The 16,176-nt window shown below is 70.9% G+C and carries 14 protein-coding genes and 12 tRNA genes; 4 read left to right on the forward strand and 22 right to left on the reverse strand.

Annotated elements, in window-relative coordinates:
* Positions 1–123: 123 nt before the first annotated feature.
* From AB0K00_RS32620 to AB0K00_RS32700, 17 genes are all read right to left on the reverse strand, one after another.
* The gene (locus AB0K00_RS32620) at positions 124–1,716 is read right to left on the reverse strand and encodes a M4 family metallopeptidase (protein WP_363528236.1); all 1,593 of its coding nucleotides are present in this window, start codon (positions 1,714–1,716) and stop codon (positions 124–126) included.
* A gap of 85 nt (positions 1,717–1,801) precedes the next feature.
* A complete protein-coding gene (locus AB0K00_RS32625) occupies positions 1,802–2,209 on the reverse strand; it encodes a DUF1801 domain-containing protein (protein ID WP_363528239.1) in 408 nt (135 codons plus the stop codon).
* A 9-nt stretch (positions 2,210–2,218) separates the two neighbouring features.
* The gene (locus AB0K00_RS32630) at positions 2,219–3,427 is read right to left on the reverse strand and encodes a DUF6596 domain-containing protein (RefSeq protein WP_363528242.1); all 1,209 of its coding nucleotides are present in this window, start codon (positions 3,425–3,427) and stop codon (positions 2,219–2,221) included.
* A 4-nt stretch (positions 3,428–3,431) separates the two neighbouring features.
* Entirely contained in the window at positions 3,432–3,848 is a 417-nt protein-coding gene (locus tag AB0K00_RS32635; protein WP_363528245.1) for a YciI family protein, read from the reverse strand.
* Positions 3,849–4,005: 157 nt separating this feature from the next.
* Positions 4,006–4,076 (reverse strand) — tRNA-Cys (locus AB0K00_RS32640).
* Between the two features lie 17 nt (positions 4,077–4,093).
* A tRNA-Arg gene (locus tag AB0K00_RS32645) sits at positions 4,094–4,166 on the reverse strand.
* An 11-nt stretch (positions 4,167–4,177) separates the two neighbouring features.
* A tRNA-Tyr gene (locus tag AB0K00_RS32650) sits at positions 4,178–4,261 on the reverse strand.
* A 15-nt stretch (positions 4,262–4,276) separates the two neighbouring features.
* Positions 4,277–4,349: transfer RNA gene (locus tag AB0K00_RS32655), tRNA-Asn, on the reverse strand.
* An 11-nt stretch (positions 4,350–4,360) separates the two neighbouring features.
* Positions 4,361–4,436 (reverse strand) — tRNA-Glu (locus tag AB0K00_RS32660).
* A 7-nt stretch (positions 4,437–4,443) separates the two neighbouring features.
* Positions 4,444–4,516 (reverse strand) — tRNA-Met (locus AB0K00_RS32665).
* 1 nt (position 4,517) lies between these two features.
* A tRNA-Lys gene (locus tag AB0K00_RS32670) sits at positions 4,518–4,590 on the reverse strand.
* Positions 4,591–4,602: 12 nt separating this feature from the next.
* Positions 4,603–4,675, reverse strand: a tRNA-Arg gene (locus tag AB0K00_RS32675).
* Positions 4,676–4,698: 23 nt separating this feature from the next.
* A tRNA-Leu gene (locus tag AB0K00_RS32680) sits at positions 4,699–4,771 on the reverse strand.
* 24 nt (positions 4,772–4,795) lie between these two features.
* Positions 4,796–4,868, reverse strand: a tRNA-Gln gene (locus tag AB0K00_RS32685).
* A gap of 127 nt (positions 4,869–4,995) precedes the next feature.
* Positions 4,996–5,070 (reverse strand) — tRNA-Gly (locus AB0K00_RS32690).
* Positions 5,071–5,204: 134 nt separating this feature from the next.
* Positions 5,205–5,278, reverse strand: a tRNA-Glu gene (locus AB0K00_RS32695).
* A gap of 443 nt (positions 5,279–5,721) precedes the next feature.
* Positions 5,722–6,294, reverse strand: coding sequence for a histidine phosphatase family protein (locus AB0K00_RS32700; RefSeq protein ID WP_363528248.1), 573 nt, complete (start codon positions 6,292–6,294; stop codon positions 5,722–5,724).
* A 37-nt stretch (positions 6,295–6,331) separates the two neighbouring features.
* On the opposite strand from AB0K00_RS32700, the gene AB0K00_RS32705 reads away from it, so the two are divergent.
* Positions 6,332–7,024 (forward strand): haloacid dehalogenase-like hydrolase, encoded by a 693-nt coding sequence (locus AB0K00_RS32705; RefSeq protein WP_363528251.1) that lies wholly within the window; start codon positions 6,332–6,334, stop codon positions 7,022–7,024.
* Here the strand turns inward: AB0K00_RS32705 and AB0K00_RS32710 are convergent.
* Genes AB0K00_RS32710 through AB0K00_RS32720 form a run of 3 tightly spaced genes read right to left on the reverse strand, consistent with a single transcriptional unit; the run spans position 7,021 to position 9,738 of the window.
* On the reverse strand, positions 7,021–7,461 hold the full coding sequence (locus AB0K00_RS32710; RefSeq protein ID WP_363528254.1) for an Lrp/AsnC family transcriptional regulator: 441 nt from the start codon (positions 7,459–7,461) through the stop codon (positions 7,021–7,023). The genes AB0K00_RS32705 and AB0K00_RS32710 overlap by 4 nt on opposite strands.
* A gap of 46 nt (positions 7,462–7,507) precedes the next feature.
* Positions 7,508–8,638 carry an acyl-CoA dehydrogenase family protein gene (locus tag AB0K00_RS32715; protein ID WP_363528550.1) on the reverse strand — a complete coding sequence of 377 codons (1,131 nt, stop codon included), beginning with the start codon at positions 8,636–8,638 and terminating at the stop codon, positions 7,508–7,510.
* A 5-nt stretch (positions 8,639–8,643) separates the two neighbouring features.
* A complete protein-coding gene (locus AB0K00_RS32720; RefSeq protein WP_363528257.1) occupies positions 8,644–9,738 on the reverse strand; it encodes a Xaa-Pro peptidase family protein in 1,095 nt (364 codons plus the stop codon).
* Between the two features lie 185 nt (positions 9,739–9,923).
* Between AB0K00_RS32720 and AB0K00_RS32725 the strand changes: the two genes are divergently transcribed.
* Positions 9,924–10,877: a sensor histidine kinase gene (locus AB0K00_RS32725; RefSeq protein WP_363528260.1), complete on the forward strand. Its 954-nt coding sequence runs from the start codon at positions 9,924–9,926 to the stop codon at positions 10,875–10,877.
* A 56-nt stretch (positions 10,878–10,933) separates the two neighbouring features.
* Positions 10,934–11,845 (forward strand): 5'-3' exonuclease, encoded by a 912-nt coding sequence (locus AB0K00_RS32730; RefSeq protein WP_363528263.1) that lies wholly within the window; start codon positions 10,934–10,936, stop codon positions 11,843–11,845.
* 11 nt (positions 11,846–11,856) lie between these two features.
* On the opposite strand, the gene AB0K00_RS32735 is transcribed toward AB0K00_RS32730, so the two are convergent.
* Positions 11,857–12,528 carry an NAD(P)-binding domain-containing protein gene (locus tag AB0K00_RS32735; RefSeq protein WP_363528266.1) on the reverse strand — a complete coding sequence of 224 codons (672 nt, stop codon included), beginning with the start codon at positions 12,526–12,528 and terminating at the stop codon, positions 11,857–11,859.
* A gap of 89 nt (positions 12,529–12,617) precedes the next feature.
* On the opposite strand from AB0K00_RS32735, the gene AB0K00_RS32740 reads away from it, so the two are divergent.
* A complete protein-coding gene (locus tag AB0K00_RS32740; protein ID WP_363528269.1) occupies positions 12,618–12,971 on the forward strand; it encodes a helix-turn-helix domain-containing protein in 354 nt (117 codons plus the stop codon).
* On the opposite strand, the gene AB0K00_RS32745 is transcribed toward AB0K00_RS32740, so the two are convergent.
* Positions 12,961–15,438 (reverse strand): glycogen/starch/alpha-glucan phosphorylase, encoded by a 2,478-nt coding sequence (locus AB0K00_RS32745; protein ID WP_363528272.1) that lies wholly within the window; start codon positions 15,436–15,438, stop codon positions 12,961–12,963. The two genes, AB0K00_RS32740 and AB0K00_RS32745, sit on opposite strands and share 11 nt — an antisense overlap.
* Positions 15,439–16,176: the final 738 nt, after the last annotated feature.

Here is a 16,176-nt window from a genome sequence, read left to right on the forward strand (position 1 = left end):
GCGGGCTAGCGCGCGGTCGGGCGCGGCCCGGGACGGCGCGGCCCAGGGCGGCGCGGCGTGGTCCGGGCACAGCGAAGGCCCGGCCGTCGTGCTGGCCGGGCCTTCCCTGTCGTGCTGGAAGGGTTACGGGCAGGCGGCGTCGCTGCCGGCGACGTTCACCGCGGTCCACGCGGCCCTGACTGCCTTGTACTCGGTCGAGCAGTTGCCGTACAGGTCGGCGGCCGCGCGCAGCGAGTAGGCGCGGGCGGTGTTGCCTGGGTTGGCGGTGTTGACGTAGGAGGTGTTGGACGTGAAGTACAGGTTCACGGCGCGGAACCAGATCAGCTCCGCCTTGGACCGGCCGATGCCGACGACGGCGGGCGCGGAGCCGCACACCGGGGACGTGCCGAAGGAGGTGCTGCCGGTGCCGTTGGCGAGGTTGAAGAAAAAGTGGTTCGCCACGCCGGAGGAGTAGTGCACGTCGACGTTCTTGGTGCTGGAGGACCAGCAGCTGTGCGACGAGCCGTCCAGCGAGGGGTTGTACATGTACCGCAGTGGCGTCCCGTTGCCCCGGATGTTGATCTTCTCGCCGATCTGGTAGTCGCCCGGGTCGCTGGCGGTGTTGGCGTAGAACTCGACCATCGAGCCGAAGATGTCGCTGGTCGCCTCGTTGAGGCCGCCGGACTCGCCGGAATACGTGAGGCCGCCGGAGACGATGTTGGCGGTGACGCCGTGGCTCATCTCGTGGCCGGCGACGTCGAGGGAGACCAGGGGGCGCGCGTTGCCGGAGCCGTCGCCATAGGTCATGCGGCTGCCGTCCCAGAACGCGTTGACATAGGCGCTGCCGTAGTGCACGCGGCTCGGCACGCCGGTGCCGTTGCCGAAGATGCCGTTGCGGCCGTGCACGTTCTTGAAGTAGTCGAACGTCTTCGCCGCGCCGAAGTAGGCGTCGGCGCCGGCGGACTGCCGGTTGCTGTTGGCGTTGGTGCCCCACGTGTTGTCGGCGTCAGTGAAGACGGTGCAGGTGCCGGAGGTCCGGTTGTTCATGTCGCAGGCGGTGTTGTTGCCGTGCGAGGGGTCGCTCATCCGGTAGGTGCCGCTGCTCAGCGTCGTGTCGATGCTGACGTTGCCGGAGTAGATGGTCCGCCCGGTGCCGGCGACCGTCTCGATCTCGTCCCAGGAGCCGAGGACGGCGTTGCTGGTCGCGTCGGTGACGACGTGCAGGACGGACGGGGTCTGCCCGTCGGGCGCCCAGCCCTCGACCACGCTCTCCCAGGCGAGGCGCCCGGTGCCGCTGGAGGCGTCGACCATGAGCTGCGGCGTGCGGATGGCGGTCACCTTGCCGGCGAACGCCGCCTTCGCGGTGCGCTGCGCGGCGACGGCGGCGACGGACGGGGTGACGCTGAGCCGCAGCGGCGCGTCGAGACTGTTGGAGGTGCCCACATAGCCGCCGCTGCTGTCCGTGTGCACGACCACGTCGCCGCCATAGACACGCAGGCCGTGATAGGTCCGGGTGTAGCGCACGTGGGCCGCGCCGGCGGCGTCGACCTCGGTGCGGTAGACCTGGAACGCGTCCCCGCTCGCGACCTTCGCGTCGGCGGCGTGCAGCCGCAGCGCCCGGTCGGCGGCGCCGACGGAGCCGGACGGCACCTCGACGGTGGGTCCCGCGAACGCGGCGGTTGCCGTCGCAGGCGTGACGAGCAGGGCGCCGATCAGCGCCGCGATGCTTTTTCTCACTGGCCCTCCCTGGATGGGTCGATCCGTGACGGGTGACGTCACGCATCGACGTATATCAGGGTATGAATGTCTCGTGAACCCCTTGTTACAAGGTCATGCGAAACGAGCGGCCGACGAGCTCCCGCAGGACCGCGTCGTCGGCGTCACCGACCCGCTTCAGATAGAGACAGCCCTTGCTCGTGGTGTGCGGGCCGAGCCGCGCGAGCAGGTCCTCATACACCTCGAGGCCACCGGTGAGATACAGCACCGTCTGCGCCTTGCGGGGCGAGAAGCTCACCGCGGGCATGTCGCCCTCGCGACCGGACTCGTAACGGTAGTGCCGGGATCCGAAGCCGATGATCGCCCTGCCCCACAGGACCGCGGGCTGCCCGGTGACGGCGCCCATGAGCTCGACGAGGTGCCGGGCGTCGGCGCGGCGCCGCTCGTCGGTGACCGTGTCGACGAACGCGCCGACGTCGCCGTCGCCGGGCGTGGTCTGGTTCGTGTCTGCCATGCCCGCACGCTACGACGGGGGTACGACAATTCCGCCGTTGAGCCGCGCGGCGCGCATCGTCAGGTACCGGCGCTCCGGGGTGCTCGCCGTCCGAGCCGCCGCGGCCCGGTAGTGCCGGATCGCGGCCGGCGCGTCCCCGGCCAGCTCGTGCAGGTGCCCGCGGACCGCGTCGAGCCGGTGACCGGCGTCGAGCCGGCCGTCCAGCGCCTCGAGCAGCCGCAGCCCCTCCGCCGGGCCGTGCACCATCGCCGCCGCCACCGCCCGGTTGAGCGCGACAACGGGACTGGCCGTCATGCGTTCGAGCAGCCCGTACAGGGCGAGAATCTGCGGCCAGTCGGTGTCCCGCGCGTCGGCGGCCCGGTCGTGCAGGGCGGCGATCGCGGCCTGCAGCTGATACGGCCCGACGGCCCCGGCACTGAACGCCGCGTCCAGCACCGCGGTGCCCTCCTTGATCAGCGGCCGCAGCCACCGGCCGCGGTCCTGCTCGGCGAGGGGCACCAGGTCGCCGCCGCCGTCGACGCGGGCCGGCCGGCGGGCGTCGGTGAGCAGCATCAACGCGAGCAGCCCGGCGACCTCACCGTCGTCGGGCAGCAGCGCGTGCAGCATCCGGGCGAGCCGGATCGCCTCACCGGACAGGTCGACGCGGACGAGCGGGCCGGAACTGCTGGCGTACCCCTCGTTGAAGATCAGGTACAGCACGTGCAGCACGGACCGCAGCCGCCCGGCCCACTCGGGCCGCTCCGGCATCCGAAACGGCGCTTCAAGGCCGCGGATCCGCTGCTTCGCGCGGCTGATCCGCTGACCCATCGTCGCCTCCGGCACCAGGAACGCCCTGGCGATCTCGCCCGTGGTGAGGCCACCGACCGCCCGCAGTGTCAACGCGATCGCGGCCGCCTCACCCAGCTGCGGATGGCAGCACAGGAACAGGACCGTCAGCGTGTCGTCCCGGTCGTACACCACCGGCGGCGGCTCGACCGAGAGCACCTCCCGGCGTCGTCTGGCCCGGTCGGCGCGCAGCTGGTCGAGCAGCTTGCGCGACCCGGTCTGGATCAGCCAGCCCCGCGGATTGTCCGGGACGGCGTCCCAGTGCGTCGCGGCCGCCAGCAGCGCCTCCTGGGTGGCGTCCTCCGCGGCGGAGAAGTCCCCGAACCTGCGCGCGAGCACGCCGAGGACCTGCGGCGCCAACTCGCGCAGCAGGTCCTCGAACCGGTCGGACACCGGCTCAGACCTCGGAGGTCAGCAGCTCGAAATCGGCCGCGTCCATCACCCGGCGGACCCAGATCGGCTGCTGCTGCGCGACCCCGCCGGCCGCGGGCACCTGGGAGATCTTCGCGGCGATCTCGATCGCCCGGGCCTCGGAGTCGACGTCGACGAGCTGGAACCCGGCAAGCATCTCCTTGAACTCGGCGAACGGACCGTCGGTGACGACCGGCGCGCCGACGCCGTCGGACGTGACCATCTTCGCGTGCTCCGGCCCGGTCAGCGCGTGCTGGTCCACGAGCTCGCCGCTGTCGAGCAGCTCCTGCCGCAGCGCACCGTAGTAGTCCATGTGCGCCCTGATCTCCTCCGGCGCCCACTCGTCCATCGGCGTGTCCACCACACCACCGTTGTAGTCCACGATCAGCAGGTACTTCGCCATCCCGGGCTCCTCACGTCGTGCTGCGCGCCGGCGGGGCGCAGTCACCATGGAACGGAGCCGGCCCGGCGTTTTCGACACGCCCAGCACAACGATCTTCGCACCGGCCACGCTGATGCGGCCGGTGCGAAGGTGCTCCACAGTGGATGACGGGTGGTTGAGGCCGAAGCCGGATTCGAACCGGCGTGTACCGCTTTGCAGGCGGGCCCCTTGCCTCTCGGGCATTCGACCGGGTCGATCACAAAACGTGCCCTCGGCTGGACTCGAACCAGCGACCGTCAGGTTCGGAACCTGGTGCTCTCTCCACTGAGCTACGAAGGCGTCGACGTGCGTGCGGGTGGAGGGAATCGAACCCCCTGAGCGCGATGGCACCTGGGTTACAGCCAAGCCCGACTCTCCAACGTCGGCGCACCCGCATGATGGTGGTGTTGCTCCGGCGCCCGGATTCGAACCGGGACCTGGACGGTTAACAGCCGTGTGCCCTGCCAGTTGGGCGACGCCGGATCGGTGCTGCGTAGCGCGGACGGGCCTCGAACCCGCACAGTGTCCCGGGTGAAAGCCGGGCGACTCTCCCAATTCGTCCACCGCGCCAGAGTTACGGGGGTGGGATTCGAACCCACGATTTTCGGCGTATGAGACCGATGAGGACGACCGAACTCCTCTACCCCGTTGTGCGCCGCCGGGGGCTCGAACCCCGAACACGCTGATTAAGAGTCAGCAGCTCTACCAGTTGAGCTAGCGGCACTTGGTACGTACGTGTCCTCGGCTGGACTCGAACCAGCGACCTTCAGGTCCGCAACCTGGTGCTCTCTCCACTGAGCTACGAAGACGTGCTGTGCGGTGGTGCCGTGCGTGCCCTCGGCGCGATTCGAACGCGCACCTACGACGTCCTCAACGCCGTGCCTCTACCGTTGGACCACGAGGGCGTGGCCGCCCCTGTCGGGACTGCGCTGCAGGCGGAGGATTCGAACCCCCAATGTCCGGTTCAGAGCCGGATGTGTTGCCGGGTTACACCAGCCTGCAAGGTGCCCCGGGCGGGGTGATGGCCCACCCGGGACGGAGGAACGGCTTGAAGTGCGGCCGTGCCGCATGGGGGGTGCGGGGTGGGAACCCCCCGCCATGCCGGCGAAGCCGCACGAGCGGATAAGAGAGCGGCAACCGGGACTCGAACCCGGGACCTTCGCCATGGCAAGGCGACGCTCTGACCTGACTGAGCTACAACCGCACGTGCTGGTGCCCGGGGAGGCGAGCGTCCCCCTCGCGTTCCCTTCCACGGGCACCAAGAACAGCTCACGGGCATCGAACCCGTTTCTCCGATGTGGAAGATCGGCGTGTCCAGCCGAGTTCACCAGAGCTGCGTCGCCCGTCCGGGGGTTGAACCCGGTCTGCCGGATTGAGAGTCCGGTGGTCTACCTTCCTCAGCCTCACGGGCGTTCAATTGCACGTCATATAGACGTGCGTCATCCACTGTGGAGTTTTCAAAGAACAGCATTCAACCGCCGGGGAGCGGGCAAAGAAAAACCGCCCGGTTCCCGGTTAGGGAAGGGCGGTGGGGTGCGCTGCCAGCGGGATGCTAGCCGCTCCACCTGCCCTGGTGCTCCAGAAGTCGCTCAAGACGACATCCGCGATAATCGAGGCGACCGCCCTCGAGCACGGCTTCCCTGCCGCCGAGCGGCTGGCGCCGCTGCGGTGCATTCGTGGGGAGCCGCTTCATGGCCTGTCTCCTGTCGCTTCGTGTTTCATCCGGTGTTGTTGAATACGATAGGCCGCGTCCGCGACGACGACAACCCTATTTATCGAATTCTCATGAGGCCGCTTTGATAGGCGATGACGACGGCCTGTGCGCGGTCCCGGGCGTCGATCTTCGCGAGGCTCCTCAGTGGACGGTCGCGTTCCAGCTGCGGATCGACCGGTGCTCGTGCTCGTGGCCGAGGACCGACAGGGTGGCGGTGTCGAGGCTGAGCCGCGCGCCGAACGCGACGGGCTCGTCGAGCCACCGGGCGGCGAGGGCCCGCGACGCGTGGCCATGGCTGACGACGGCGACGTCGCCGAGGACGAGCATCGGCGCGACCCTGGCCAGGAACCGGTCGAGGCGGTCGGTGACGTGCTGCGGGGACTCGCCGTCCGGGCAGCCGTCGGTCCACAGGTCCCAGTCGGGTTGCTCGGCCCGGATCTCGGCGGTGGTGAGCCCCTCGAACGTCCCGTAGTCCCATTCGGCGACGTCGGCGTCGACCGTGGTGACGGTGAGGCCGGCGAGCTCGGCGGTGCGCAGGGCGCGCTTGCGGGGGCTGCTGACGACGGCGACGAACGCCGCGGTCACGAACGCCCGGCTCAGCGCGCGGGCCCGCTCCTCACCCTCGGGGGTGAGGTCGAGATCGGTCCTTGAGGTGTGGCGCCCGTTGGCGCTCCACTCGGTCTGGCCGTGCCGCACCACCACGATGTCGCCCATCCGCCTCATTCTGCCTCGCTTCGCTACAGTGCGTCTCGTGGACGAGGTTCTGGTGCTCTGGGATGTTGACCATACACTCGTCGACGTCGATGGGCTCGGGCGTGAGGCTTACGATCTGGCGTTCCTGCGCCGGTTCGGCCGGCCGGTCGTGCACCAGCCGCCGATGGCGGGGCGCACCGACCGGGCGATCGCCCACGACGTGCTGCTGTTCAACGGCGCGCCGACCGGTGAGGAGCACCTGGAGGCGTTGCGGGTCGCGGCGGAGACCGCGTTCGACGAGCTGGCGCACCTGTTGCCGGTGCGGGGGCGGGCGCTGCCCGGTGCCCTCGACGCGCTCACCTCGGTGGCCGGGGTGCAGTCGGTGCTGACCGGCAACCTGCGGCGGATCGCGGAGGTGAAGCTCGGACCGTTCGGGCTCGTCGAGCACCTGGACCTGGACGCGGGTGCGTACGGCTGGAGCCACGCGGTGCGCGCGAACCTCGTCGACATCGCCCGGGGCGCGGCGCGGCAGCGATACGAGCTCTCGTTCGAGGGCCGCCGGACGGTCCTCGTCGGTGACACCCCGCTGGACGTCGAGGCGGCGCTGCTGACGGGTGCGGGCGTGGTGGCAGTGGCGACGGGGCGCTACACGGTCGCGTCGTTGGAGCTGGCCGGCGCGCACGTGGTCCTGCCGGACCTGTCCGACACCGCCGGCGTCATCGAGGCCGTCGCCCGCGCCGCAGCTGCCTAGATCTTCGGCGACCGGCTCTCGTACGGCGTCGACAGCACGACGGTGGTGCGGGTGATGACGTTGGCCGCGGTGCGGATCTCCTGCAGCAGCCGCTCCAGCGCCAGGGGGCTCTCGACCCTGACGAGGAGCAGGTAGAAGTCGTCGCCGGCGACGGAGTAGCACGACTCGATCTGCGGCAGCTTCGCCAGCCGGTCGGGTGCGTCGTCGGGCTGCGACGGGTCGATGGGCCGGATGGCCACGAACGCCGTCAGCGGCAGCCCGATCGCGTCGTGGTCGAGCTGTGCGGCGTAGCCCTTGATGACGCCGCGTTGCTCGAGGCGGCGCACCCGCTGGTGCACCGCCGACACCGACAGCCCGACCCGCTCGGCGAGGTCGGTGTAGGACAGGCGTCCGTCGACGGCCAGGGCCGCCACGATCGCGCGATCGGTCTCTTCCACGGCTGGAACCCTAACCTGCCCGGCAACTTCGTCGCAGGTGTGATCTCTAGAGCGACCGTGCGATCACGAGGCGTTGGATCTGGTTGGTGCCCTCGAAGATCTGGAGCACCTTGGCCTCGCGCATGTACCGCTCCACGGGGTGGTCGGTCACGTAGCCGGCGCCGCCGAGGACCTGGACGGCGTCGGTGGTGACTCGCATCGCGGTGTCGGTGCAGAACAGCTTTGCCTTGGCCGCCTCGGCGCTGTGCGGGCGGCCGGCGTCGCGCAGCCGGGCGGCGGACAGGTACAGGGCGCGGGCGGCGGAGATCTGGGTGGCCATGTCGGCGAGCATGAACCCGACGCCCTGGAACTCCAGGATCGGCCGGCCGAACTGCTCGCGGTCCTTGGCGTAGCCGACGGCGTAGTCGAGCGCGGCCTGGGCGAGACCGACAGCGCAGGCGGCGATGCCGAGCCGGCCGCCGTCCAGGGCGCTCATCGCGATCTTGAACCCGCCGCCGGCCTCGCCGAGGAGCCGGTCGGCGGGGACGTGCGCGCCGTCCAGGACGATCTGCGCGACCGTGGAGGAGCGCAGCCCCATGGTCCGCTCGGGTGCCTGCGGCAGCAGCCCGGGGGTGCCGGCGTCCAGCAGGAGGCAGGAGATGCCGGTGGTGCCGGGCCCGCCGGTGCGGCAGAAGACGTTGTAGAAGTCGGCCTTGCCGGCGTGGGTGATCCAAGCCTTGGTGCCGTGGACGCTGTAGCCGTCGCCGTCGGGCTCGGCCCGGGTGGTGAGCGACGCGGCGTCGGACCCGCTCTGCGGCTCCGACAGGCAGTAGGCGCCGAGCAGCTCCCCGCCGAGCATGTCGGGCAGGTGCCGCTTGCGCTGGGTCTCGGTGCCGAACACGGCCGTCGGGTAGCAGGCGAGGCTGTGCACGGAGACGCCCTCGGCGACGGCCAGCCAGCGGCCGGCGAGCTCCTCGAGGACCTGCAGGTAGACCTCATACGGCTGGCCACCGCCGCCGTGCTCGACGTCGAACGGCAGGCCGAGCAGCCCGGCCCGGCCGAGCAGCCGGAACAGCTCGCGGGGGAACTGGGCGCGGGCCTCGAAGTCGTCGACGCGGGGTGCCAGCTCGCCGTCGGCGATCTCCCGGACCAGGCCGATGAGGTCGGCGGCCTCCTCGGTCGACAGGAACCGCTCCACCCGGTTCACAGGATCACCAGGTCGGTCGGCAGGGTGTTGAGCCGGTCGACGCCGTCTGTGGTGCACACGACGATGTCCTCGATGCGGGCGCCGTGCCGGCCGGCGAGGTAGATGCCGGGCTCGATCGAGAACGCCATGCCCGCCTCGAGGAGGGTGTCGTTGCCGGCGACGAGGTACGGCTCCTCGTGCCCGTCCAGGCCGATGCCGTGGCCGGTGCGGTGCAGGAACGCCTCCCCGTAGCCGGCGGCGGCGATCAGGTCGCGGGCGACGGCGTCGACGGACGCGGCGGTGACGCCGGGCCGCACGGCGGCGACGGCGGCGCGCTGCGCGTCGAACAGCACCTGGTAGTAGGCGGCGAACTCGGCGGGCGGCGCACCCACGCAGTAGGTACGGGTCGAGTCGGAGCAGTAGCCGTCGGGCATCCGGCCGCCGATGTCGACGACGACCGGCTCGCCCGCGCCGATGACCCGGTCGGAGGTGCCGTGGTGCGGGCTGGCGCCGTTGGGGCCGGCGGCCACGATGGTGAACTCGACGGTGGCGTGCCCGGCGGCGCGGATCGCGGCGGCGATGTCGGCGGCGACCTCGTTCTCGGTGCGCCCGGCCCGCAGCCACTGCCCCATCTGGGCGTGGACGGCGTCGATGGCCTGCCCGGCGCGGCGCAGCGCCTCGACCTCGTCGGGTGACTTGCGCACCCGCAGCGCGGCCAGGACGGCGCCGGCGAGGCGCTGCTCGGCGCCGGGCAGCGCGGCGCGCAGCGCGAGGACCTGCTCGGCCCACATCCGGTTGCCCAGGCCGACGGTCTCGGGCTTACCGCTTAGCGCGGCGCTCACGAGGTCATAGGGGTCGGTGCCGTCGACGTGGTCGACGATCTTCACTCCGCGGGGGTCGGCGGCCTCGGCGGCGGGGTGCTCCAGACGCGGCACGATCAGGGTCGGCTCGCCGTCGGCGGGCAGCACGAGCAGGGTCAGCCGCTCCAGTGCGTGCGCGTCGTAACCTGTGAGATACTGCAGGTCAGCGCTGGGCGGGATGAGCAGCGCGTCGAGCCCGGCCGCTGTGGCGGCGAGCTGCGCGGCACGGAGTCGCTGTTCCTTCTGGGACACATGCGCAAGCTTAACGCTCGTTTGGGTTTCGGGTCGACCTGCAAGCGCCGACACCAAGCGCCGACACCGGGTGTCGATACCAACGGGCAGGTGTCCAGCGACCTGCGGTGGCGTAGTCTGCACCTGGAGCTTGAGTAAAGGCCAGGACCCGAGCTGTATCCGAATCGAGATGAGCAGCGCATCTCATGACCACCCGCAGCATTGACGCGCCCGGTGACCGGCTTTGCGAGCCGTTCGTCCATGAGGCGCTGCTGTATCACGATCACGCGACCTATCTCGACGGCACCATGAACTTCATCTATGAGGGCGTCGCCCTCGGTGAGCCCGTCGCCGTCGCCGCGCCACCCGCCAACGTCAGACTGATCCGCGAGCGCCTCGGCGCGTTCGGCGACGACATCACGTTCCACGACATGACCGAGGCCGGCCGCAACCCCGGCCGGATCATCCCGTGGGTGCTGTCGAAGTTCATGGACGCGCACCCCGGTCGCCGGGTCCGCATCATCGGCGAGCCGATCTGGAAGGGCCGCTCCGAGGACGAGTACCCCGCCTGCGTCCAGCACGAGGCGATGATCAACGTGGCGTTCACGGGCCGCGAGGCGGCGATCCTCTGCCCCTATGACACCAGCCGGCTCGAGCCGCACATGGTCAAGGACTCCTACGCGACCCACCCGATCATGGTCGACGCCAACGGCAAGGCGAGCAGCGACGGGTACGACCCGTACGGCATCACCGACGCCTACAACGTGCCGCTGTCCGAGCCGCCGTTCGGCGCGACCACGCTGCGCTTCGAGGTCGGCGACCTCGTCAAGGTCCGCCGCGCCGCCGCCGAGATCGGCCTCGAGGCGGACCTGCCGCCGGACCGCATCGGCGACCTGCAGAGCGCGGTCAACGAGCTCGCCACCAACAGCATCATGCACGCCGGCGGCGCCGGCACGCTGCGCACCTGGTGCGACGACGCGCGGGTGGTGTGCGAGGTCCGCGACTTCGGCAACTTCACCGACGTGATGGCCGGCCGGCTGCGACCCACGGACGGGCGCACCGGCGGGCGCGGGCTGGTCATGGTGCACTTCCTCGCCGACCTGGTCCAGCGGCACACCAGCCAGACCGGCACGTTGACCCGCGTGCACGTGCTGCGGTAGCCGCTTTCCCCGGGGCGTCGCTTCGCTGGCGGCGCCGTTCATGGCAGGCTGGCCGGGTGGCCCGTCCCCTGCTGCTCATCGACTCCGCCAGCCTCTACTTCCGCGCCTTCTTCGGTGTACCGGAAAAGGCCGCCCTCGCCCCGGACGGCACCCCCGTCAACGCGGTGCGCGGCTTCCTCGACATGCTGTCGACCCTGGTGCGCGGCCGCGGGCCCGACCGGCTCGTCTGCGCGCTCGACGAGAGCTGGCGGCCGGCGTGGCGGGTGGCGTTGCTGCCGTCGTACAAGGCGCACCGGCTGACCCCGGCCGGCGGTGAGGAGGTCCCCGACGCCCTGTCCATCCAGGTCCCGATCATCCTGGAGTTCCTGGCGGCGCTCGGCATCACCGCCGTCGGCGCGCACGACTACGAGGCCGACGACGTCATCGGCACCCTCGCCACCCGGGAGCCCGGCCCCATCGAGGTGGCGACCGGCGACCGCGACCTGTTCCAGCTCATCGACGACGCCCGCGGGGTGACCGTGCTGTACTGCGGCCGCGGCGTCGCCAAGCTCGAGGTCCTGGACAACACCGCCCTGCACGCCAAATACGGGGTGCCGGCCGCCGGCTACGCCGACTTCGCCGCGCTGCGCGGTGACCCGTCCGACGGCCTGCCCGGCGTCGCCGGCGTCGGGGAGAAGACCGCGGCGCGGCTCGTCGACCGGTACGGCAACCTCGACGGCATCCTTGCCGCCCTCGACGACCCCGCGTCCGGCTTCGCCCCGGGTCTCCGCGCGAAGATCGTCGCGGGCCGCGAGTATCTGGCCTCGGCCCGGGACGTGGTGGCGGTGGCCCGCACCATCCCGCTCGGCGACCTGGACACGAAGCTGCCGGCCTCCCCCGCCGACCCGGACGCGCTGCTCGCCCTCGCCGAGCGGTGGGGCCTGGAAGGCGCCGCGAAACGCATCGTCGACGCCCTGTCCGCCGCCTGAACCTCCGCCGCTTAGACCTCCGCGGCCTGAACCTCCGCCGCCTGAACCTCCGCCGCCTGAACCTCCGCCGGTGCCGGGAACGCCCAGCGGGGCTGGGCGCCGGCGAACCACATGCCGATCGCCAGGGCCGCCGTCGCCTCCAGGTAGGTGGCGCGGGCCAGGCCGCCGCAGTGCGCCGGGGTGCAGCCGATCGAGGTGATCAGGTCGTCGACCATGGCCGCGGCACCCGGATCGTCGGTGCAGAACGGCACCACCAGGGACTGCCCTTCGTACACCGGCGGCCGGAGCGTCCAGATGCTCTCGTGGCACAGGTTGAACGCCTTCACCACCCGTGCGGCGGGTGCGGCGTCCGCGAGGCGGCGGGCGATCGGCGCCGTCACCATGAGCCCGTCGCCGGTCGGCGCCAGGGGATTGGTGCAGTCGACGACCGCCCGGCCGGCGAGCTGCCCGGCGAGCCCCGCGGTCACCGCGACGGCCTCGCCGGCCGGCACCGCGACGAGGACGGCGTCGCCGAAGCGGGCCGCGTCGGCGAGGGTGCCGTGCCCGGCCGCACCGATCCGGCCGGCGACCGCGGCCGCCTTCGCCGGGTCACGCCCTCCGATCAGCACCTCGTGCGACGCGTCGACCCACGCACCGCCCAGGGCCGCGGCCATCATGCCCGTTCCGATGATGCCGATGCGCATCGTCCCGCTCCCATCTGCCGACTGACCCGCCACGCTAGGCGGGCCGATGCACACCACACGGTGTGCGTCGGGCGGGGCAGGATGAGGGGATGTCCACGATGTACACCGCCGACTGCCGGGCGCGGGTCGCCTTCGAGGTCCTCGCGAACCGCTGGGACAGCGTCGTGGTCTTCACCCTCGCCGACTGCGGACCGGCCCGCCCGCGGGTGCTCGCCGAGCGCATCGGCGGGATCGGGCCGAAGGTCCTCAACGACGCGCTGCGCCGCCTCGAGCACAACGGCCTCGTCCAGCGCCGCCGGTACGCCGAAGCGCCGCCCCGGGTCGACTACGAACTGACGGAGGCCGGGGCGGCGCTGCTCGAACCGATGCGGGCGATGGGCGCGTGGGCGTTGCGGTACGGCGACGCGGTCCTCGAGGCGCAGGACCGCTTCGCTAGGGGCTGACGCGGACCGGGTCGACCTTCCAGATCTGCTCGCAGTACTCACGGACGGTGCGGTCGGAGGAGAAGAAGCCGCACCGGGCCGTGTTCAGGATCGACATCCTCGTCCACCGTTCGGTGTCCGTCCACGCCTCGGCGACCGCGTCCTGGCAGTCGACGTAGGCGCGGTAGTCGGCGAGGGACAGGTACTCGTCGCGGCCGAGCATCGCGTCCACGACCGGGGCGAACACGCTGCGGTCGCCCTTGGCGAACGCTCCCGACGCGATCGTGTCGACGGCCAGGCGCAGCTCGAAGTCCGACTCGTAGTACAACTGCGGCGAGTACCCGGACCGGCGCAGCGCGGCGGCGGTCGGCGCGTCCATCCCGAACAGGAAGAAGTTGTCGGCCCCGACCCGGTCACGGATCTCGATGTTGGCGCCGTCGAGGGTGCCGATGGTGAGGGCACCGTTGAGGGCGAGCTTCATGTTGCCGGTGCCGGACGCCTCCTTGCCCGCCAGGGAGATCTGCTCGGACAGATCTGCGGCCGGAATGACGAACTGTGCCTTCGTCACGTTGTAGTCGGCCGGGAACACCAGCCGCAGGTGCCGGGCGAGAACGGGGTCGGTGTTCACCACTTCAGCGACGGCGTTGACGAGCTGGATGAGCAGCTTCATCGAGTGGTACCCGGGCGCCGCCTTCCCCCCGAACAGCACCGTGCGCGGCACATAGGTCGCCTGCGGGTCGGCCCGGATCCGGTTGACCATGGTGATCACGTGCAGGAGCTTCAGCTGCTGCCGCTTGTACTCGTGGAACCGTTTGATCATCACGTCGGCGAGGGCGCCGGGGTCGACGACGACGCCCGTGGAGCGTTCGACGGCGGCGGCGAGGTCGACCTTGTTCTGCCGTTTGACGTCCCGCCACGCGGCCCGGAACTCGGGGTCGTCGGCGGCCGGGCCGAGCCCGTGCAGCCGCTCCAGGTCGGTGAGCCACCCCTCGTCGCCGAGCGCCTCCGTGATCAGCGCCGACAGCCGCGGGTTGGCCATGCGCAGGAACCGCCGCGGCGTGACACCGTTGGTGACGTTGTGGAACCGGTCCGGCCACAGCGTGGCGAAGTCGTGCAGCGTCGTCTCGGCCAGGAGCTTCGTGTGCAGCTCGGCGACCCCGTTGACGGCGGTGCTGCCGATGACCGCCAGGTGCGCCATCCGGACCCGCCGCTCGTCCCCCTCCTGGATGATGGACATGCGGCGCAGCACGTCCAGGTCGCCCGGGTACGCCGCCCGCACCTCTTCCAGGAAGAAGTGGTTGATCGCGTAGATGATCTCCATGTGCCGGGGCAGGAGCCGTTCGAGCAGCTGCACCGGCCACGTCTCCAGGGCCTCCGGCAGCAGCGTGTGGCACGTGTAGTTGAACGTCCGGCGGGTGATCGCCCACGCGTCGTCCCACGGGACCCCGTGCTCGTCGACCAGCAGCCGCATCAGCTCGGTGACCGCGATGACCGGGTGCGTGTCGTTGAGCTGGATCACCACCTTGTCGGCGAAGCCCTCCCAGCCGCTGTTGCGCAGCCGGTACCGCCGGATGATGTCCCGCAGCGAGCACGCGACGAGGAAGTACTGCTGCTTGAGCCGCAGCTCCCGGCCCAGCTCGGTGCTGTCGTCGGGGTAGAGCACCTTGCTGATATTCTCGGCCTTCACGATGTCGTCGACGGCCTCCACGTACTGCCCGACCCCGAACCGCGCCAGGTCGAACGACTCACGGCTGGCCCGCGCCTGCCACAGCCGGATGATGTTGACGGTCTGCGTGTCATACCCCGGCACCAGCATGTGGCTCGGCTCGCCGCGCACCGTCTCACCCGGCACCCAGCTCTTCTTCAGCCCGGTCGGATCCTTCGGATCGGGCGCTGTCGAGCCGTAGAAGCCGACCAGCTGCCGGTCGTCGGGGGCGGGGAACTCCCACGGGTTACCGTAGAACGTCCAGTCGTCGGGCCGCTCGACCTGTTTGCCGTCCCGGAACGTCTGCTTGAAGATGCCGAACTCGTAGCGGATCCCGTACCCGACGGCCGGGATGTCCAGCGTCGCCATGGAGTCCAGCAGGCACGCCGCCAGCCGGCCGAGCCCGCCGTTGCCGAGTCCGGGCTCGACGTCGTACACCTCGAGCGCTTCGAGAGACACCCCGAGGTCCTCGGCGATCGGCCTGACCCAGCGCTCAGTGTTGGTGTAGAGCAGGTTCTGCCGCAACTGCCGGCCGAGCAGATACTCCGCCGACAGGTAGTAGACGAACCTGGGATTGGCCGCATAGTGCGCCGCCGCGGTGCGCGCATACCGGTCGACGAGCCGGTCCCGCACGGTCACCGCCAGGGTGTGGTATCCGTCGGGGCCGCTGGCCGACTCGATCGTCGTGCCGCGCTGGTAATAGAGGTTGGATATCAGGTCCCGCTCGAAGTCCTCGAGCGAGTCGCCGACAGTGCGCCTGAGTCGGGGCCTTGCCTCGGTCACCCGCCAAGTATCCGCCAGCCGATCACCCGACAGCGACCGTCTCCCCAGATCTCACCACCCCCGCCCGCCCCGCCGGGTGACCGACCGACACCTCCACTCCTCCCCCCACTCGCTTCCTTCCACCTTCTGATCTGCGACGGGGCTGTCAACGATGCGGCTTCTCGGGCACATTCCGGACATTTTCTGTCGGGCGTGGTGGTGCCTCGCGGGGGTTCCGGAGCTGACCGAATGCACGAAGCGCTGCCGCGCCGCGTTGCCCCGCGCTGACCTGCCCTGCGCCCTGTGTTGCCCGCTCCGCGTTGCCCCACGTTGCCCGCGCCCGCCCCGCGTTCCCCGCCCGACGTTCCCCGCCCGACGTTCCCCGCCCGACGTTCCCCGCCCGACGTTCCCCGCCCGACGTTCCCCGCCCGACGTTCCCCGCGCCCGCCCCGCGTTCCCCGCGCCCCGCGTTGCCGCGCCCTGCGCCCCTGCCCTGCATTCCCCGCCCCGCGCTGCCCGCCCCGCGTTCCCCGCCCTGTATTCCCGCGCCGCGCCGCCCTGCGTCCCGCCCTGTGTTGCCCCGCCGCGTCGTAGCGGGCAGAGGAATTGGGGTGTGGGCGACGATTTCTCTGCCTGATGCGCAAGATCGGTGGTTGGCTGTCCGCCGCAGACGCCACCACCCTGTGGATCTCCACAACCCGGTGGATGTAGCGGCGTTCCGGGCGCATGTCAGGAGATCTCACGTTCGACCCCGAACGT

The sequence above is a fragment of the Dactylosporangium sp. NPDC049525 genome (genome assembly GCF_040676755.1).
Lineage (GTDB): Bacteria > Actinomycetota > Actinomycetes > Mycobacteriales > Micromonosporaceae > Dactylosporangium.